General features: G+C 55.1%; 12 protein-coding genes. 10 read left to right on the plus strand and 2 right to left on the minus strand.

What is annotated here, in order from left to right; translation table 11 throughout:
* Positions 1-29 precede the first annotated feature (29 nt).
* The 3 genes from MKY74_RS17605 (at position 30) to MKY74_RS17615 (ending at position 2,596) form a co-directional block, all read left to right on the plus strand.
* Positions 30-785, plus strand: coding sequence for an SDR family NAD(P)-dependent oxidoreductase (locus MKY74_RS17605; protein WP_208629271.1), 756 nt, complete (start codon positions 30-32; stop codon positions 783-785).
* 42 nt (positions 786-827) lie between these two features.
* Positions 828-1,571, plus strand: a complete 744-nt coding sequence (locus tag MKY74_RS17610; protein ID WP_076167207.1) for an SDR family NAD(P)-dependent oxidoreductase — start codon at positions 828-830, stop codon at positions 1,569-1,571.
* Between the two features lie 239 nt (positions 1,572-1,810).
* Positions 1,811-2,596, plus strand: coding sequence for an arylamine N-acetyltransferase family protein (locus MKY74_RS17615; protein WP_076167204.1), 786 nt, complete (start codon positions 1,811-1,813; stop codon positions 2,594-2,596).
* A 109-nt stretch (positions 2,597-2,705) separates the two neighbouring features.
* On the opposite strand, the gene MKY74_RS17620 is transcribed toward MKY74_RS17615, so the two are convergent.
* Positions 2,706-3,500: an SDR family NAD(P)-dependent oxidoreductase gene (locus MKY74_RS17620; RefSeq protein WP_076167201.1), complete on the minus strand. Its 795-nt coding sequence runs from the start codon at positions 3,498-3,500 to the stop codon at positions 2,706-2,708.
* Positions 3,501-3,838: 338 nt separating this feature from the next.
* Between MKY74_RS17620 and MKY74_RS17625 the strand changes: the two genes are divergently transcribed.
* The 3 genes from MKY74_RS17625 (at position 3,839) to MKY74_RS17635 (ending at position 7,343) form a co-directional block, all read left to right on the plus strand.
* Entirely contained in the window at positions 3,839-4,753 is a 915-nt protein-coding gene (locus MKY74_RS17625) for a CPBP family intramembrane glutamic endopeptidase (RefSeq protein ID WP_208629243.1), read from the plus strand.
* 239 nt (positions 4,754-4,992) lie between these two features.
* Positions 4,993-6,387: an MATE family efflux transporter gene (locus MKY74_RS17630; RefSeq protein WP_076167199.1), complete on the plus strand. Its 1,395-nt coding sequence runs from the start codon at positions 4,993-4,995 to the stop codon at positions 6,385-6,387.
* A gap of 56 nt (positions 6,388-6,443) precedes the next feature.
* Positions 6,444-7,343, plus strand: a complete 900-nt coding sequence (locus MKY74_RS17635; protein WP_076169429.1) for an NAD(P)/FAD-dependent oxidoreductase — start codon at positions 6,444-6,446, stop codon at positions 7,341-7,343.
* A gap of 106 nt (positions 7,344-7,449) precedes the next feature.
* Here the strand turns inward: MKY74_RS17635 and MKY74_RS17640 are convergent, their stop codons facing one another.
* Positions 7,450-8,148, minus strand: coding sequence for a hypothetical protein (locus tag MKY74_RS17640; protein ID WP_076167196.1), 699 nt, complete (start codon positions 8,146-8,148; stop codon positions 7,450-7,452).
* A 247-nt stretch (positions 8,149-8,395) separates the two neighbouring features.
* Here MKY74_RS17640 and MKY74_RS17645 point away from each other — a divergent pair, with 247 nt between their 5' ends.
* The 4 genes from MKY74_RS17645 to MKY74_RS17660 all read left to right on the plus strand — a co-directional run bounded on the left by MKY74_RS17645 (position 8,396) and on the right by MKY74_RS17660 (position 16,994).
* On the plus strand, positions 8,396-10,927 hold the full coding sequence (locus MKY74_RS17645) for a GH39 family glycosyl hydrolase (protein WP_076167193.1): 2,532 nt from the start codon (positions 8,396-8,398) through the stop codon (positions 10,925-10,927).
* A gap of 171 nt (positions 10,928-11,098) precedes the next feature.
* Positions 11,099-12,397, plus strand: coding sequence for an MFS transporter (locus MKY74_RS17650; protein ID WP_076167191.1), 1,299 nt, complete (start codon positions 11,099-11,101; stop codon positions 12,395-12,397).
* Complete coding sequence (locus MKY74_RS17655) at positions 12,394-14,694, plus strand: beta-glucosidase (RefSeq protein ID WP_076167188.1); 2,301 nt, start codon at positions 12,394-12,396, stop codon at positions 14,692-14,694. Before MKY74_RS17650 ends, MKY74_RS17655 begins: the two co-directional genes overlap by 4 nt.
* Before the next feature lie 29 nt (positions 14,695-14,723).
* Positions 14,724-16,994 (plus strand): glycoside hydrolase family 3 protein, encoded by a 2,271-nt coding sequence (locus tag MKY74_RS17660; protein WP_244169178.1) that lies wholly within the window; start codon positions 14,724-14,726, stop codon positions 16,992-16,994.
* Positions 16,995-17,158 lie beyond the last annotated feature (164 nt).

Raw genomic sequence — 17,158 nt, forward strand, 5'->3', positions numbered from 1 at the left:
ATGTGAGATACGAAAGGAAGGGATTCATGATGAGACTCGAAGGAAAAGCTGCACTGATTACAGGCGCCGGCGCCGGGATCGGCAAAACGACGGCTCTCCGCTTTGCGGAAGAAGGCGCCAAAGTCGTCGTTACCGATATTAATCTCGACAGCGCCAAGCAGACGGCTGGTGAAATCACGCAAGCCGGCGGCGAAGCTGCAGCATTCCGTCATGATGTCAGCAATGAGGACGAATGGAAAGAAATTGCGAATGCCGCGGTTCAGCAGTTTGGCCGCATCGATATTTTGTTCAACAATGCCGGCATTTATTTCATCAAGCCGCTGGCCGACATCGAACTGGCAGAATGGAACCGGATGATGGCGATCAACGTGACCGGCGTTTTCCTTGGGATGAAACACGTGATGCCGCTCATGGCCAAACAAAAGGGTGGTTCCGTTATTAATGCATCCTCCATTGCGGGACTGACGGGCGCATCCGGCCATATCGCTTACGGAGCTTCGAAAGGTGCGGTCCGGACGATGACCAAGGACGCCGCGATCGAATACGCAGCCGCAGGCGTTCGGGTGAACTCGATCCATCCGGCCTACATCAACACCGCCATGGGCGCTTACGCGTCCGAGGTGAGCCAAATGTCCGAAGCCGAACTGGGTAAAAAGGTAGCGCCGATGGGCCGTTTCGGCACGGTGGAGGAAGTAGCGAATCTGGTGGTATTCCTGGCATCGGACGAGTCGTCTTATTCCACGGGATCCGAATTTGTCATCGACGGCGGGGCAACGGCTATCTAAGAGTCTGTACATTTAAGTGAATTCATAGGAGCGTGTTTAATCATGAAATTTGATACCAAAGTAGCGATTGTTACCGGCGGCGCCAGCGGCATCGGGGAAGCGACGGTACGGATGTTTGCCTCCGAAGGGGCGAAGGTTGTTATCGCCGATTTTTCGGACAGGGGCCAGACCCTCTCCGAGGAGCTGAACGCACAGGGATACGATACGCTGTTTGTCAAAACAGACGTGACGCAAGAAGCTGAGGTGCAGCGAATGGTTGAGCAGACGGTCGCCAAGTTCGGCAAGCTGGACATCCTGTTCGCCAACGCGGGTATCGCCAAGGACGGACCGGCGGACCGGTTATCGTCGGACAGCTGGCAGCGGACGATCGACATTAACCTGACGGGTGTATTTTTAAGCGACAAATATGCGATCCAGCAGATGCTGGCCCAAGGAACGGGCGGGGCGATCGTGAACTGCGGATCCATTCACAGCCATGTGGGCAAGGCGGGTGTCACGGCCTATGCGTCCGCCAAGGGCGGAGTGAAGCTGTTGACCCAGTCAATGGCAGCCGATTATGCCGCCAAGGGCATCCGCATCAATGCAGTGTGCCCGGGATACATCGACACACCGCTCATTCAGGGCAGGGACGAAGCGATTACCGCACATTTGACCGCCCTTCATCCGATGGGGCGGCTCGGCAAGCCGGAGGAAGTCGCCAAAGCCGTGCTGTTCCTGGCGAGTGAGGATGCTTCCTTCATCACCGGCGCCAGCTTGCTGGTCGACGGGGGTTACACGGCGGTATAAGAGGAGTGCCTGCTGGGCATGATAGAGTACTAAACCGATACAGCGCAGAATATGGAGTGGGGGCAACCCCCGTAATGCTCCTGTTCTGCGCTTTTTTGTATTAAACAGAGTAAATATCGTAAGCAGCAGAAGGTGAACCAAGCTCTGCTATAGAAATTAGCTGTATGGCTGATATTCCGATGCTTGCATGAAGCGGCATGGATATGCGCAGCACTATAACAGCAGGGAGGTAGCTCGTTGTGACTAACCATCCATCGCCGACGCCGGAAATTCAGGCTTATCTGGACCGGATCGGATTTCAAGGCAAGCTGGACAATGGGGCGGACACGCTGGCGGAACTGCAGCACTGCCATATTTACAGCGTTCCCTATGAAAATTTGGATATTTTAAACGGTGTGCCCCTATCGCTTGACATTCGGGACCTATACGACAAAATCGTCGTGCGCCGGCGCGGCGGATACTGCTTTGAGCTCAATGCGCTGTTTGGCTGGCTGTTGGGCGAACTGGGATTTCCCGTGACCCACTATTTCGCCAGATTTTGGCGCGATGAGGATAACCTGCCTCCGAAGCGAAGGCATCATGTGCTTCAGGTCGAAGCAGAAGGCGCCCGGTATTTGTGCGATGTCGGAGTAGGCGGAAATGTCCCAGGCAGGCCTGTGCTGATCAAGGAGCATTTGGAACAGCCGCAGGGAACCGAAAGCTACCGCCTTGACCGGGATCCGTTCTTCGGCTGGCAGCTGATGGAGCGGAAAGGGGAGGATTGGCGGCTCATTTATTCTTTTGCCGAAGAGCCCCAGCTGCCGCGGGATTATGTGATGGCCTCGTTCTGGTGCGAGCATGCTCCGGAATCGATTTTCAGACAGGGTCCGATGGTGTTTATCCGCACACCGGAAGGGCGAAACACGGTCGCTGGCGACGAATTCCGAATCTTTGCCGGCAAGGAGGTGCGCATTCTCACTCCCCGGACACCGGAAGAGAAGCGGGATGCGTTCAGGCAGTATTTTGGCATTGTCCTCCCTGAATAAAATGACTGCGGCTCCCATCAAGATTGGGCGTGGGCAGCCGCATCATAATGAAAAGTGCCGTCTCCCTTTGGAAGGGACAACGGCACTTTTTTGAGGTTGAAGGTTCACACTAAAATACGCTCCGGACTAACCCGCCGTCAATCCGCAGCGCGGCCCCGTTGATCGCAGAGGAGAGGGGGCTGCTGATAAACGTGACGAGGTGAGCAATTTCCTCCGGCCGGATCAACCGCTGAATGATCGAGGTCGGCCGGTTTTCCCGCATGAAGCGCTGCTCCGCCTCCCGGATCGTTAACGACTCGCCAGGATACAGGGTATCGAGCATTGTCTCAACCCCCTCCGTCAGGGTGGAGCCGGGCATCACGGTATTAACCGTCACGTTTGTGCCCTTGGTCAGCTCGGCAAGGCTGCGGGAGATCGACAGCTGCATCGTTTTGGTGGCGCTGTAATGCGCCATCTCCTGCGACGGCATGACGGCGGCTTCGCTGGCAATGAAAATAATTCTTCCACGGTCCTGCTGCATCATCCGTTTCAGATAATGCCGGCTCAAGCGGACACCGCTCATAATGTTGACCTCAAAAAAGCGGAACCATTCCTCATCCGGAATATCGAAAAATTCGGCCGGCTCAAAAATGCCCAGATTGTTCACCACGATATCGACATTCGGATGCTGCTCCATCAAGGTGCGGCATCCTTGTTCCGTCCCCAGATCGGCGACTGCGGGAACAAGTTCCGCCCCGGCATGCCGCCCCCGGATTTCTTCGATCGTTTCGTAGACCTTGTCTTCACGGCGGCCGTTAATCAGAACTTTGGCCCCTTCTGCAGCCAGTGAAGACGCGATCGCCTTGCCGATGCCGGAAGTGGAGCCGGTGACAAGCGCGGTTTGTCCAGATAGCTGAAGCTCCATAATAATACCCTCCTCCATAAGAATCCCTAAATAGGATCCCTACAATTTAATCTTTTATACCACTAGTTTCCAGTTCTTCATTCTAACTGTCAAGTCTGCCTCACATCAAAAGTTCAAAACTTCAGACATCCGTCACCTGCCGGCCGGAACAGAGGAGGTGTTTGCCTTTGAGCGGAGCAACGTTTCTAGCAGAATGGCATTGATCTATGAAAAAATGGGTCTCTTACGAGGAACACATCGTTCCTGAGCTTACTATATATATCAATGTCAGATAGAAGCATTCTGACAGACAACGGTTTACTCAGAAAGGAGGATCCGCCATTTTTAGATCAACCGGCATGTCCCGCAAAGAGACCATTTTGCGGTTTTTCCGCGATCAAGAGGGCAGAATCCAGCTGATCTGGCGCATCGTGCTCGGCTGGCTGGCGTTTGTCGTCGGGCTCGGGCTGGCCGTGGCCGCTGCAACGGTTGCAGGCTCTTATGGTTTTCCTACTTTGGGCCTGCAGGTGATTCTGGCCGTCGTAACCACAGGCATAAGTGTGCCCCTGATCTATTTGCTGAGGCGGTATGCCGACAGACGGCCATGGAGCGGGCTCGGGCTAAGTTCTCCGCCGACCGGCCTGCCGTACTTTCTCCTTGGAGCAGCTTTCCTGGCGCTCCTTACCGCAGCCTCCCTGCTGATCGGCAGCGCCTTAGGCTGGCTCGAAGTCGTCGCTTTGCATCTTCCCGTGCCTACGCTGTTTGCGATTTTGATCAATACGGCCATCGCTTTTTTCTATGAGGCTTTTCCCGAAGAGATTTCTTTCCGCGGCTATTTGTTCCGCAATTTGAACACGCGGTTCCCGCGCTGGATCGCCCTGTTGCTGCAGGTCTCCCTGTTCGTGCTTGCGCCGGTCGCTCTCACCGCAATCATGGTAGCTGCTGGGATTGCCACATGGGATCAAATTACGGCAGACTATATCATCAACTTGATTGCCTTCGGCACGCTGCTGCAAATGTGCCGTATTCTATCAGGCAATCTGTGGATGAACATCGGCTTCCACGTGGCATGGCTCGAAATGGTCCGGTACGTCGTCGTCCCGTCTTCTTCGGCGCTCATCGAGGTGCAGTACAACTCTCCGCTCGGCGCATACCTGGTCAATATCGGCTCGGTCGTCATCGGCATCATCGTGCTGCTTACCTGGTCGCTACGCAAGAAAAACAGGGTGGACTGGAACCGCGTTGAGCCGGAAGACGCTAAGCAGGTAAGTTAAGTACAAGCATAATCCGGAAAGAAAAACCGATGGAAGGCGGGCTCTGTGGGAGCCCGCTTTTGTCATTCGTGCAGAACGGTGTAGACGTGCGGTATTGTGAGCAATCCGGGGGAATGGCGGGCTGGGAGGATTCCGGGCATGGTTTTCCTGTACATTTCCACCGTTTTCCTGCCTTGTGCGCTTCTTTTGGCTGAGAATATAATCAGCTTATTACACGACATATCGAAGAAGGAGAAGTCATGGGAATATGGGTGCGTGAACGGTCGTTTTACAGCATGTTTATCCGGTTAACCGTGCTGATCGGACTGCAAAATATCATCACGCTTGGCGTCAATTTGTCGGATAATCTGCTGCTTGGAGGATACAGCGAATCCGCGCTGTCCGGAGTTGCGCTGGCCAACCAGATCCAGTTTATTTTGCATATGCTGGTCATGGGCGCGGCTGAAGGGCTGGTCATCCTGTCCTCCCGAAATTGGGGCGCCAAAAATATAGACGCCATCAAACGGGCTTCCAGCATCGGGATGCGGATCGCCCTGGCTGTAAGCGTAATCATGTGGGCGGTCGTTTTTTTCTTCCCGCACGGCTGCCTGTCGCTGTTTACGAACGAGCAGAACGTGATCGCGGAAGGGGCGAAGTATTTAAAGATCATCTGTTTTTCGTACATATTTTTTGCGGTGACCAACATTTTGCTGGCGGCGCTCCGCAGCGTCGAGGTCGTGCGGATCGGCTTTCTCGTTTCGCTGTCCACTTTGATCATTAATGTGTGCCTGAATTACCTGCTGATTTATGGCCACCTGGGCTTCCCGCGCCTTGGGGTGAGCGGTTCGGCCATCGCCACACTGACCGCAAGGGTGATCGAATGCGTGATCGTCCTCACCTTCGTGAAGAAGTTCGATCAGCGGATCCGCTTTAAGCTGAAAGATTTTTACAGCATCGACAAGTCTCTGTTTAAGCAGTATCTGCGGATCGGATCACCTGTGCTGATGGCCAACCTGCTGTGGGCCGTATCGATGGGTGCCCAGACCGCCATCCTGGGGCATATGGGCGAGGCGGCGATCGCCGCCAACAGCGTGGCGAACACGATTTTTCAGCTGGTCACGGTCGTTACTTACGCATCGGCCAGCGCGACGGCGGTCATCATCGGCAAGACGATCGGGGAAGGGAATACGGGAAAGGTCATTTCCTACAGCAAGACGCTGCAACTGCTGTACTTGATCATCGGCGTACTGACCGCGGTCCTGCTGTTTGCCGTGAAGGACGTCGTCCTCGATTTGTATGCAATATCGGAGAGCTCCAAAACGCTTGCCCTGCAGTTCATGACCATTCTGTCGGTGACAGTCGTCGGTACGGCATACCAGATGCCTGCCTTGACCGGCATTGTCCGCAGCGGAGGAGACACCAAGTTCGTCCTGTACAACGACTTCATTTTCATGTGGCTCATTGTGCTGCCAGCTTCGGCGCTGTGTGCGTTTGTGTTTGATCTGTCGCCAGTTATTACGTTTATGTGCCTCAAATGCGATCAAATCCTGAAATGCTTTGTTGCGATCGTAAAAGTGAACAGATACCGCTGGATCCGGGTATTTGACGAGCGTGGCGGGAAGCCGAAGGACGCCGGCGGCAATGTCGCGACCTGATGCAGGATGATCACCATCCGGCAGGCGGCCTAAAGGGAAGGAGCGATTCGCTTAAGATGATATGGGACTGCGTGATCATCGGCGGAGGACCCGCCGGATTGAATGCCGCATTGGTGCTGGGGCGCTCCCGCAGGACGGCGGCGCTGATCGATAATGACCAGCCGCGAAACCGGGTCACACGGGTATCGCATGGCTATCTGACGCGGGACGGCGTCCGCCCCGAACAATTCCGAAACTTGGCATATGAGGAGATCGGGAGGTATCCTACCGTTCGCCGGTTCATGGCAACGGCTCTGGAGGTGAATTCGGCCCGCGGTGCTTTCCGCGTTATCACTTCGATGCGGGAAGAAGTGTGGGCCAGAACGCTGATTCTGGCTACCGGGCTGCACGAAACGCTGCCCCGCATTCCCGGCCTAGAGCCGCTGTATGGTAAAAGCATCTTTAATTGCGTTTATTGCGACGGCTATGAGCTGCAGGACCGGCCATTGTTTGTGCTGTCGGAGCAGCCGGGACTGTATCACTTCGTCAAGACGGTTCACCATTGGAGCCGGGATTTAATCGTCCTGACGAACGGCAAGCCTGTTCTGACGTCCGGGGAAAAGGAAAGGCTCCAAGTCAAGGGGTTGCCTGTTGTGGAGGAGCCGATTCATTCGTTCAGGGGAGACGGGGGGCAGTTAACGGAAGTTGTATTTCACAGCGGTGCTTTCATTCCGCGAGCCGGAGGCTTCATCGTACCCCATTGGTCACAGAAGGCTCCCTTCGCGGCGCAGCTGGGCTGCCGGCCCGATGGGGCGGGCGGCATTGCCGTGGATGAACTGGGCAGAACGAGCGTAAAGGGTGTGTACGCTGCCGGCGATACCGCCCGTTTCGGGCCTTCGCAGCTGATCATTGCCGCAGGTCAGGGGAGCAAAGCCGCCATGGCAGTGAATGCGGATCTGATCGATGAGGATTTTTGATGGGGACGATGCTCACTGTAGAACCAATCTCAGCATGTATAAAATCATACATCGTATCAGCTCCACGGGCCATATTCCCGGTTTCTACTTGGGAATACGGCCTTTTTTAGTAGGGATGATCCAACCGGTCAAGCAATTGATCCGCCACCTTTCGCTCGCCCTCGGACAGGCTGCCGGTTTGCTTCAACTGCTCCAATTTCGCCTTGACCTGGGCGATATCCTGATAACTTAATCCATAAGCCAGATGGGATACTACGGACTCGATTTGAGATGGAGTTTCCAATCCTGCGAGCGCTTCGATGAACTTGGATGGTTCCCGCGTGTACAGCTCGGCCAGAATGGCCGCATAACTCTCGGCAGAAGCCCCGTCCGTACCGTTATCTGCTCTTACGATGTTAGGATAATCTCCGGTTTCGATCTTATCCAATTGTTTATAGAGATACTCAACGGTCTCAAGCGACTTTTGGCCGCTGATCCGGTTATACGTCGTCCAATTGATCCCCGCAATTTGCCGCATCATTTGAGCCACTTTCTCCTCATCACCAATGTCTGTCCGGGAATAGATTTCGTACAGTGCTTTTTCCGCGGAGATCTTCCCGCCTCCTTTCGGAATGACGGCCGCTTGCGGGGAACCGTCCGTCCCGGATTGACCGGCCGAATCGGCGGTAGGCTGCTGCCCGGAAGTGCTGGAGCTGCTTGGCGAAGACCCTGTAGCAACGTGATTCGAATCCGAAGAATCGGCACAGGCGCTGAGCGATCCGCACAGTATCGCACACACGGCAAACAACGCAAATTTGTGGTTCATCCGAAATCTCAACCCTTTCTTGTATATCTGGATACATATTCCAGACGTTACATAGAGATAAAAGTTGCTGTTGACCGGGGGAATTAACAAATTTATACAGCAGAGGATGAGAAAATTATCGTATCGGCATCCGTCAGCAAGGCCTTTTGACAACCCATTTGCCATAGTCAGAAACCAAGCGTTACTTATGAACTATGATCATCTGCTATAATTAGGTCTAATGATGCGTTAAGGAGGCCGCCCAAGTATGGCGAATTCAGTTTTTGAGCTGCTCGAGATCGATGACAGCCTTCCGTTTGACGTATCCCTGCACAGCGTGAATTACGTGCCTAGCCACTGGCATAACAGCGTTGAGATCATTTTTGTGTTGCGGGGAACGCTTGAGGTTTCGATTGACACGGTCAGCCATACGCTCAAAGAAGGGGATGTGCTGCTGATTAACCAGCAGCATGTCCATGAGGTCATTGGCCTGGACATGAACATTATCGCCACCTACCAAATTCCAACCGCTTATTTGAAAGAACATATTGCAGGTTTTGAGGGTTTTTCCTTTGCATTTCAGGCCAGTAAGTCCGGGCCGGAATCCCGCGATGCCGTTTCCCGGCTGCGCCGGCTGCTTGCCGAGATGGTCCAGCTCAAATACAAGCAGACAGAGACGTACGAACTGGAGATGCAGGCTGCAATGCTTGGCGTTCTTTCCATCCTGGTCAAGCAGTTCAAGGTCCCGCTGTCCGAAGGCGGTATCAGTGAGCGGTACATGGACCGGATGCTGCGGATTATTACGTATATCGATAACCATTACCGTGAGCCCATTACCCTTCAGTCCATAGCGGACCGGGAGTTTCTGTCCGTGCCTTATTTATCGAAATTTTTCAGCGAAAATATCGGACTGAATTTTCAGGCTTATCTGACCAGCATTCGGTTAAAAAATGCCGTAGAGGATCTGCTGCGCCAAGAGGAAATCCCCATTGCCGACTTGGCCATGTTTCACGGTTTTCCGAACGCCAAGTCGTTCTATTCCGCGTTCAAGAACAGATATCATGTGACGCCGAACGAATATCGGAAACAGTACCGGCCGGAGCCGGGAAAGAAGAAGGAAAAATCGACTTCGAATTATATGGAGTTCAATCAATCCAGCGCTCTCGGGATTATCAATCAATACCTGGAGCGGGGCGCATCGCCGGGCGGCAGGGAGGTGCATTCGCTGGCAACGCTCACCCGTCAGGTGGATGCAGCCGTGAGGAGCCAGGCGATATCGCATACGTGGAAAAACTTGATCACGATCGGCAAAGCCAAGGAAGGGCTTCATGCCGACGTTCAGCGGCAGCTCCGTTACGTTCAGGAGCGGTGCCCGTTTCGCTTTTTACGTTTTCACGGCATTTTTGATGACGGCATGATGGTTTACCATGAGAGGGAGGACGGGCAGCCCGCCTACAATTTCCGGCTCGTCGACCAATTATTTGATTTTCTGCTCTCCATTCATCTGAAGCCGTTTGTGGAGCTTGGGTTTATGCCCTCCGCGCTCGCGGCGGATCCGGAGAAAGGGCTCTATTTTCGCAGAAGCTATACAAGCCCGCCAAAGTCACTCGACACCTGGTGCGAACTCATTGACCGCTTTATCCGGCACTGTATGAACCGGTACGGTCCGGCGGAGGTCGAGAGCTGGATGTTCGAATTTTGGAACGAGCCGGAGCTCGAGGTGTATTGGCCGGGAACGGATGAAGAGTACTTCGAGTTGTATTCCCGGACTTTCCATACGATGAAGAACATTTCGCGGAATCTGCGGATCGGGGCGCCAGGGCGGATTATAACGCTCCGCTCCAACTTGTTCAGCGAGCGGTTTTTTGCCTTTTGCCGGGAGCGGGATTGCCTGCCCGATTTTATCCCATGCCATTTTTATCCGCATGAAAATCTGGAGGGGTTTTTCGAGCCGGATGAGGAACAAAGCGAGCTGCGCAAACTGGAGCCGTACCGCATCCTGCTGGAGGAGTTCCGGGGCATTTCGCCGAACCCGGATTATTTACGGGACATGCTGACCCGGGAGAAGCAGCTTCTTGAAAAGGAAGGCTTGTCGGACCGCGAGATATATCTGACGGAGTTCAATTCCACGGCATTTCACAGGGAGCTGACCAACGATACGCTGTACAAGGCGGCATATATCGCGAAGAATTTGATCGATAATCTCGACCGGATTCAGGGTTTCGGCTACTGGGTGCTCAGCGACAATATCGAAGAAACGTCGGCATCCCCTGCGTTGTTCCACGGCGGGCTGGGTCTGATCGCCCAATACGGGATTCCGAAGCCGGCTATGTATGCCTACGAGCTGCTGGCCAAGCTGGGGGATCAGCTGATTGAACGCGGCGAAGGCTATATTGTGACGAAGAGCGCGAATGCCTATCAGATTCTGTGCTACAATTACTGCCACTTTGATGACCTGTATGCCCTGGGGGATACTTCGTTCGTAACACCGACGAGCCGGTACAGCGGGTTCAAAAACGAGAGAACCGTCAAGCTGGAATTCCAGCTGGATGGAGTAGACAGCGGCAGGTATAAAATCGTCCGCCGTTCCTTGAACCGGTCGAGCGGGAGCAGCTTTGACGTGTGGGTGGAAATGGGTGCACCGTCTATCATGACCGGGGAGGATCTGCATTTCATCAAGCAGAGATCAGAGCCCGGTCGCCATATCACCCAAGTCGATGTGGATAACCGCCATATGACCTGTACATTTACGCTGGAACCGCACGCTGTCGAGCTCGTCGAGCTGATTCCTGTCATTTGACGCGGGGGTTGTGTCAATTTTTAACCTGAATTTTTGCGGTGTGGAGTGAAACGCTTACAAATGAATTAAAAATGGCCATAAAAGACTGCAAACCGCCGCCTCTCCTGAGCTGGGCGGTTTGTTTTATAATTGGTTTGTAAACGTTTTCAGATAATGAGGAGGTCAACCCATATGGCTAAGGCAAAAATTATCGGTCAAACGATCACGCCATTCAAACGGCTCACTTTCGGTATCATGTTCGGATATGCGTGCATGATGCTGGCTCTCATGACACCTGCAACGCTTCTATTAACTTTTAAAATGGTCGAAATCGATCCGAACGGCTATACCTCCTCCTACGGCTTGGTATCCGGGATTGGCGCCTTCTTTGCCCTGATCGGCAACCCGCTCGGCGGAGCGATCAGCGACCGGACAAACATCTCCTTCGGCCGCCGGCGCACATGGATTCTGCTCGGCCCGCTGTTTGGCTGTGCCGCACTGCTGTGGGTCGGAATGTCCACGCAGATCTGGCAAATCATCATCGGCTGGGCGATCGCCCAATTGTTCTTCAACTTCGGCATGGCCGCGTACACAGCGCTGATTCCCGATCAGGTGAAGGAAGAGAAGCAGGGAACGATCTCCGGGCTGCTGGGTACCGTGTTACCGGTAGCTATGGCGCTGGGCATGGTGCTGATGACGGCCATGACGGACGCCTCCTCGACGACGAAATGGAGCCTTCTTGCGGCCATCGGGATCGTGGGGCCCATCATCAGCCTGTTTATCATCCAGGACGGAAAAGTGCAGGTCGAACACATGGCGCAGGAAAAGATGACGCTTGGCGAAAAGCTGAGCAGAGTCTACCCAAACCCGCGAAAATTTCCGGCGTTCAGCTGGGCGGTGGTATCCAAGTTTTTGTTAATGATGGGGTACTGCAGCAGCTTGTATCTGACCGTTATGTTGGTTAACCGCATGGGCTATAGTGAAAGCGCTGCAACCGCAGCCGTGGCTACCATTAACATCGTGTCCATGGTGGCGATGGCGGTCACGAGTATTTTTGGCGGCGTCTTATCCGATAAGTTCCGTAAGCAAAAGCCATTCCTGTATATTTCGGCTCTCATCATTATCGCAGCCATTCTCATCTATGCCTTTATCGCGCATAACACGGCATTTATCGTAGCATCCGCCGTGATGGGACTCGGGTTCGGCTGTTTCACGGCGGTCGATATGGCACTGGTTTCGCGAATCCTTCCGAACAAGGAAGACGCGGCCAAAGACTTTGGCATTATGAACGTAGCCAACGCGCTGCCGCAGTCGATCGTGCCGGCCATCGCACCGTTGCTGCTGAACATCGGCGGCTGGTCCTTCTTCTATATCGTGCTTGCGGTCTGCGTCGTGGCCGGGGTAGCCGCGCTCAAGCCGCTGCCTGAAGTCGGGGAGCACGCCGGTGAAAGTAATCCAACCAATCTGGAAATGGGGAGAAGCGTATCATGAAACGAAATCTGACAGACATCATCTCTCAAATGACCTTGGAAGAAAAAGCCAGCCTATGCTCGGGGCTGAATATGTGGCAGACGAAACCGATTGAGCGCCTCGGCATTCCGTCCATTGTGATGACGGACGGTCCGCACGGCCTGCGCAAGCAGGCCAATCCGGGGGACATGTCGAGCAAGACGGTGCCGGCCACCTGCTTCCCGAGCGGAGCGGGTCTGGCCTCTTCCTGGGACCGTGAGCTGATCCGTGAGGTCGGCGCCGCGATCGGCGAGGAGTGCCAGCAGGAGGACGTGCAGATTATCCTCGGGCCTGCGGTCAATATTAAGCGGTCACCGCTGTGCGGCAGAAACTTTGAATATTTCTCGGAAGATCCGTACCTGTCCTCGGAAATGGGCGCGAGCCATGTGAAAGGCGTCCAAAGCCAAGGCGTCGGAACGTCGGTGAAGCATTTTGCCGCCAACAATCAGGAGACGCTGCGCAACTCGATTAACGCCGTGGTCGACGAGCGGACATTGAACGAAATTTATCTGCGCAGCTTTGAGGGTCCGGTTATCGAAGGTGATGCCTGGACCGTGATGTGCGCCTATAACCAGGTGAACGGCGATTACTGTTCGGAGAACGATTACCTTCTGAACCAGGTGCTGAAGCAAAGATGGGGCCACGGCGGACTGGTCATGACCGATTGGGGCGCCATTAACGAACGGGTGAAAGGACTAAAGGCCGGACTGGAGCTGGAAATGCCTTATGTCGGTCCGGAGCATGACCGGATGATCGTGAAGGCTGTCCAGTCCGGAGAACTGGACGAGGCCGTGCTGGATGAGGCGGTTCGCCGTCTGCTCACAGTCATATTTAAAGGATACGATGGTAAAAAGGAAGCCTTCGCCTACGACGCAGAGGCTCATCACCAACTGGCCCGGCGCGCGGCCGCGGACTGTATGGTTCTCTTAAAGAATGAAGGCGGCCTGCTACCACTGAAGCCGGAACAATCGGTCGCCGTCATCGGCGCGTTCGCCAAGCATCCGCGATACCAGGGCGGCGGCAGCTCGCACATTACTCCGACACGAATGGATGCTCCGTTCGATGCAATTGCGGGAATGTCTGCTGACTGTGCGTTTGCCTTGGGCTATCTTCTCAAAGGCGGCGAGGCCGACGACAGCTTGATCGAAGAAGCCGTGAAGCTGGCGCAAAGCAAAGACGTGGCCGTCATCTTCGCCGGTCTGCCGGATTCGTTCGAATCCGAAGGCGTCGACCGCACACGGCTGGATATGCCTTCCTCGCACATCCGCCTGATCGAAGCGGTCGCGGCGGCGCAGCCCAACACGGTTGTCGTGCTGTCCAACGGATCGCCGGTGACGATGCCTTGGCTTCCGCAAGTCCAAGCGGTGCTGGAAGGCTATCTGGGCGGGCAGGCGACGGGAAGCGCAGCGGCCGACGTGCTGTACGGGAAGGTGAATCCAAGCGGCAAGCTGGCGGAGACGTTTCCCGTTCGGCTGGAACAGACGCCGGCGTTCTTGAATTTCCCGGGGGGCAAAAGCGAAGTGACGTACGGGGAAGGCTTGTTCGTAGGCTACCGGTATTATGAAGCGAAAAAAGAGGAGCCGCTTTTCCCGTTCGGTTACGGTCTTAGTTACACAACCTTCGCTTATGAAGATATCAGGGCTGACCGAACGTCTATGAAGGATACCGACACCGTCAACGTGTCCGTTACCATTCGCAACACTGGTGCGGTTGCGGGCAAGGAAATCGTGCAGCTGTACGTCAAGCCGCTGGAGAGCCATGTCGTCAGACCGGTCAAGGAACTGAAGGGGTTTGCCAAGGTTCATCTGCAGCCGGGTGAAGCGAAGACGGTCCATTTTGCGCTGGATCAACGGGCTTTTGCCTACTTCAATACCGATATTCATGACTGGTTCGCCGAATCCGGGGCTTACGACATCGTTGCAGGTCCATCATTGGCGGATACGCCCCTGTCAGTCACCCTTAGCCTGGAATCGACCGGGATTCCTTTCCGCAAAGTGGGGCGCAACACCAAGTTCTACGAGCTGATGGCCATTCCCGAAACGGCTGCGTTTGCCGAGGAAGCAATGGAGGGCAGCCTGGAGCGCCTGAAACAGATGGGAGCTATGTTTGCGGAGAGCATGGGCGACGACGGAATCGCCGAGCTGTTTGAGGCCGTGGTGAAGTGGCGGAAGTATGACGCCCTGCGCTCGCTGTCCGGCATGATGGGCGGGGGAACGTCGGAAGCGGATTTATCGAAAATCATCGACGATCTGAACACCAAGCTGAAACTAAATTCGTAATCCGGATGATGGAGTGGGGGAAAGGGAATATGTCGAATACAAAAGCTGCACTAAATATAGAAGAAATTCGTTATGTGAACAATCCCGAGGGGCCGACGCTGGGCTATTCGGCCGCCTCGGGCGTAAAGATCCTGGAACAGGACGGCCTTTATTTCAAGGACCTGAGCAGGGACGGTCAATTGGATCCTTATGAGGATTGGAGGCTGTCGCCTGTAGAGCGGGCCAAAGATCTGGCGTCCAAGATGACGACCGAGCAAATTGCCGGTCTGATGCTGTACAGCCGCCATCAGGCGGTGCCTGCGGCGAGCGGAGGCTGGTTCTCCGCAACCTACGGAGGCAAAGCCTTTGAAGAGAGCGGCGTCAAGCCGTGGGAGCTGACCGATGAACAGCTCCATTTTCTGGCTCAGGATCACGTGCGGCATATCCTGGTCACCACTGTGGAGAGCCCGGAGACCGCTGCCAAGTGGAACAATCGGGTGCAGGCGTTTGCCGAAGGGCATGGTCTCGGCATCCCGGCCAACAACAGCTCCGATCCGCGGCACGGCTCCGACTCCAGTTCGGAGTTTAACGCAGGCTCCGGCGGCGCCATCTCCATGTGGCCGGAAACCTTGGGCCTGGCGGCGACCTTTGACCCGGAGGTGACGCGGAAATTCGGGGAGATCGCCTCGAAGGAATACCGCGCATTGGGTTTGTCGACGGCGTTGTCCCCGCAGATCGATATCGCCACCGACCCGCGCTGGTTCCGCTTCAACGGAACGTTTGGGGAAGATTCGGCGCTGGCGGCCGATATGGCCCGGGCGTACGTCGACGGCTTCCAGACTTCGGAAGGAGAACGCGAAATTCGGGAAGGCTGGGGCTATGACAGCGTCAACGCCATGGTGAAGCATTGGCCGGGGGGCGGATCCGGTGAAGGCGGCAGAGACGCCCATTTCGGCTGCGGCAAGTATGCGGTCTATCCCGGGAATAATTTCGGCGAGCATCTGATCCCGTTTACAGAAGGCGCCTTCAAGCTGTCCGGCAAAACGGGCAAAGCCTCGGCCGTTATGCCGTATTACACCATTTCGGCGAACCAGGATACCGTGAACGGTGAAAATGTAGGCAATTCCTATAACGCCTGTCTGATCGGAGATCTTCTTCGCGATCAGTACGGATACGATGGCGTTGTGTGCACCGATTGGATGATTACAGCCGACGAGTCCCCTGCCAAGGATTCTTTCCTCAGCGGCAAGCCGTGGGGCGTGGAGGAACTGACCGTCGGTGAACGGCATTACAAGCTGCTGATGGCCGGGGTGGACCAGTTCGGCGGCAACAACGAAATCGGACCGGTGCTGGAAGCCTACGAAATCGGGGTGCGCGAGCACGGAGAAGACTGGATGCGGCAGCGGTTCGAGCAGTCCGCCGTCCGGCTTCTGGTCAATATGTTCCGGCTCGGATTGTTCGAGAATCCGTATCTTGACCCGGATACGAGCGCCCGAGTTGTCGGAAACGCCGAATTTATGCGCGAGGGGTATGAGGCTCAGCTGAAGTCGGTGGTGCTGCTGAAAAATAAAAATGCGGTGCTGCCGCTTGCGGCCGGAAAAAAGGTATATATTCCGAAGCGCTATACGCCGGCAGGAACCGACTGGTTTGGCAACCAAACCCCGGAGAAGCTGGAGTATCCGGTCAGTCTGGAGCTGGTATCCAAATATTTTACGGTGACGGATCAACCGGATGAGGCGGACTTTGGCCTGGTCTTCATCACCTCCCCGAAATCGGGCTTCGGTTACAGCCAGGAGGACGCGGAGCAAGGGGGAAGCGGCTATGTACCGATCAGCCTGCAGTACCGGAGTTACACGGCCGAGCATGCACGGGATGTAAGCCTGGCCGGCGACCCGCGTCCGGAAGATGTGCTGAACCGTTCTTATAAGGGGAAAAGCGTCACGCCTCAGAATACGTCAGACCTGGACGCGGTGCTGGACACCCGGAAGGCGATGAAAGGCAAGCCGGTTATCGTGTCGATGATGCTCTCGAATCCAGCGGTGGTGAACGAATTCGAGTCCGAAGCGGATGCGATTGTAGCCGATTTTGGCGTTCAGGCGCAGGTGATCATGGAGATCCTGACTGGCAGTGCGGAGCCTTCGGGTCTGCTGCCGATGCAGATGCCGGCCCATATGAAGACGGTTGAGGAGCAGCTGGAGGACGTGGCTCATGATATGGAATGCCATGTGGACTCTGAAGGCAACACTTACGATTATGGCTTTGGCTTGAATTGGGGCGGCGTTATCGAAGACGAGCGCACGCGGAAATACCGGAAGCGTTGAAGCAATGAAGCGTTGAGAGGGATCCTCGACAAATAAATAGTAGAATCCCTCCAGCGAAAAGAATAGATATCACGAAAAGCACACAATAGCTAAGGATCGCCCGCTGATGAAGCGGGCTTTTTTTTCGGACCTTCAACGCCAACCCCGCAATAGCTGCTTGATTA

Origin of the sequence: Paenibacillus sp. FSL R5-0378 (assembly GCF_038009285.1) — a bacterium.
GTDB classification, from domain to species: Bacteria; Bacillota; Bacilli; order Paenibacillales; family Paenibacillaceae; genus Paenibacillus_AQ; species Paenibacillus_AQ favisporus.

Excerpts from the sequence above, each read along its gene's own strand:
- MKY74_RS17610 (WP_076167207.1), top strand. The coding sequence starts at position 828 with ATGAAATTTGATACCAAAGTAGCGATTGTTACCGGCGGCGCCAGCGGC.
- MKY74_RS17630 (WP_076167199.1), top strand. The coding sequence starts at position 4,993 with ATGGGAATATGGGTGCGTGAACGGTCGTTTTACAGCATGTTTATCCGG.
- MKY74_RS17660 (WP_244169178.1), top strand. The coding sequence starts at position 14,724 with ATGTCGAATACAAAAGCTGCACTAAATATAGAAGAAATTCGTTATGTG.
- MKY74_RS17650 (WP_076167191.1), top strand. The coding sequence starts at position 11,099 with ATGGCTAAGGCAAAAATTATCGGTCAAACGATCACGCCATTCAAACGG.
- MKY74_RS17620 (WP_076167201.1), bottom strand. The coding sequence starts at position 3,500 with ATGGAGCTTCAGCTATCTGGACAAACCGCGCTTGTCACCGGCTCCACT.
- MKY74_RS17640 (WP_076167196.1), bottom strand. The coding sequence starts at position 8,148 with ATGAACCACAAATTTGCGTTGTTTGCCGTGTGTGCGATACTGTGCGGA.
- MKY74_RS17625 (WP_208629243.1), top strand. The coding sequence starts at position 3,839 with ATGTCCCGCAAAGAGACCATTTTGCGGTTTTTCCGCGATCAAGAGGGC.
- MKY74_RS17605 (WP_208629271.1), top strand. The coding sequence starts at position 30 with ATGAGACTCGAAGGAAAAGCTGCACTGATTACAGGCGCCGGCGCCGGG.
- MKY74_RS17635 (WP_076169429.1), top strand. The coding sequence starts at position 6,444 with ATGATATGGGACTGCGTGATCATCGGCGGAGGACCCGCCGGATTGAAT.
- MKY74_RS17655 (WP_076167188.1), top strand. The coding sequence starts at position 12,394 with ATGAAACGAAATCTGACAGACATCATCTCTCAAATGACCTTGGAAGAA.
- MKY74_RS17645 (WP_076167193.1), top strand. The coding sequence starts at position 8,396 with ATGGCGAATTCAGTTTTTGAGCTGCTCGAGATCGATGACAGCCTTCCG.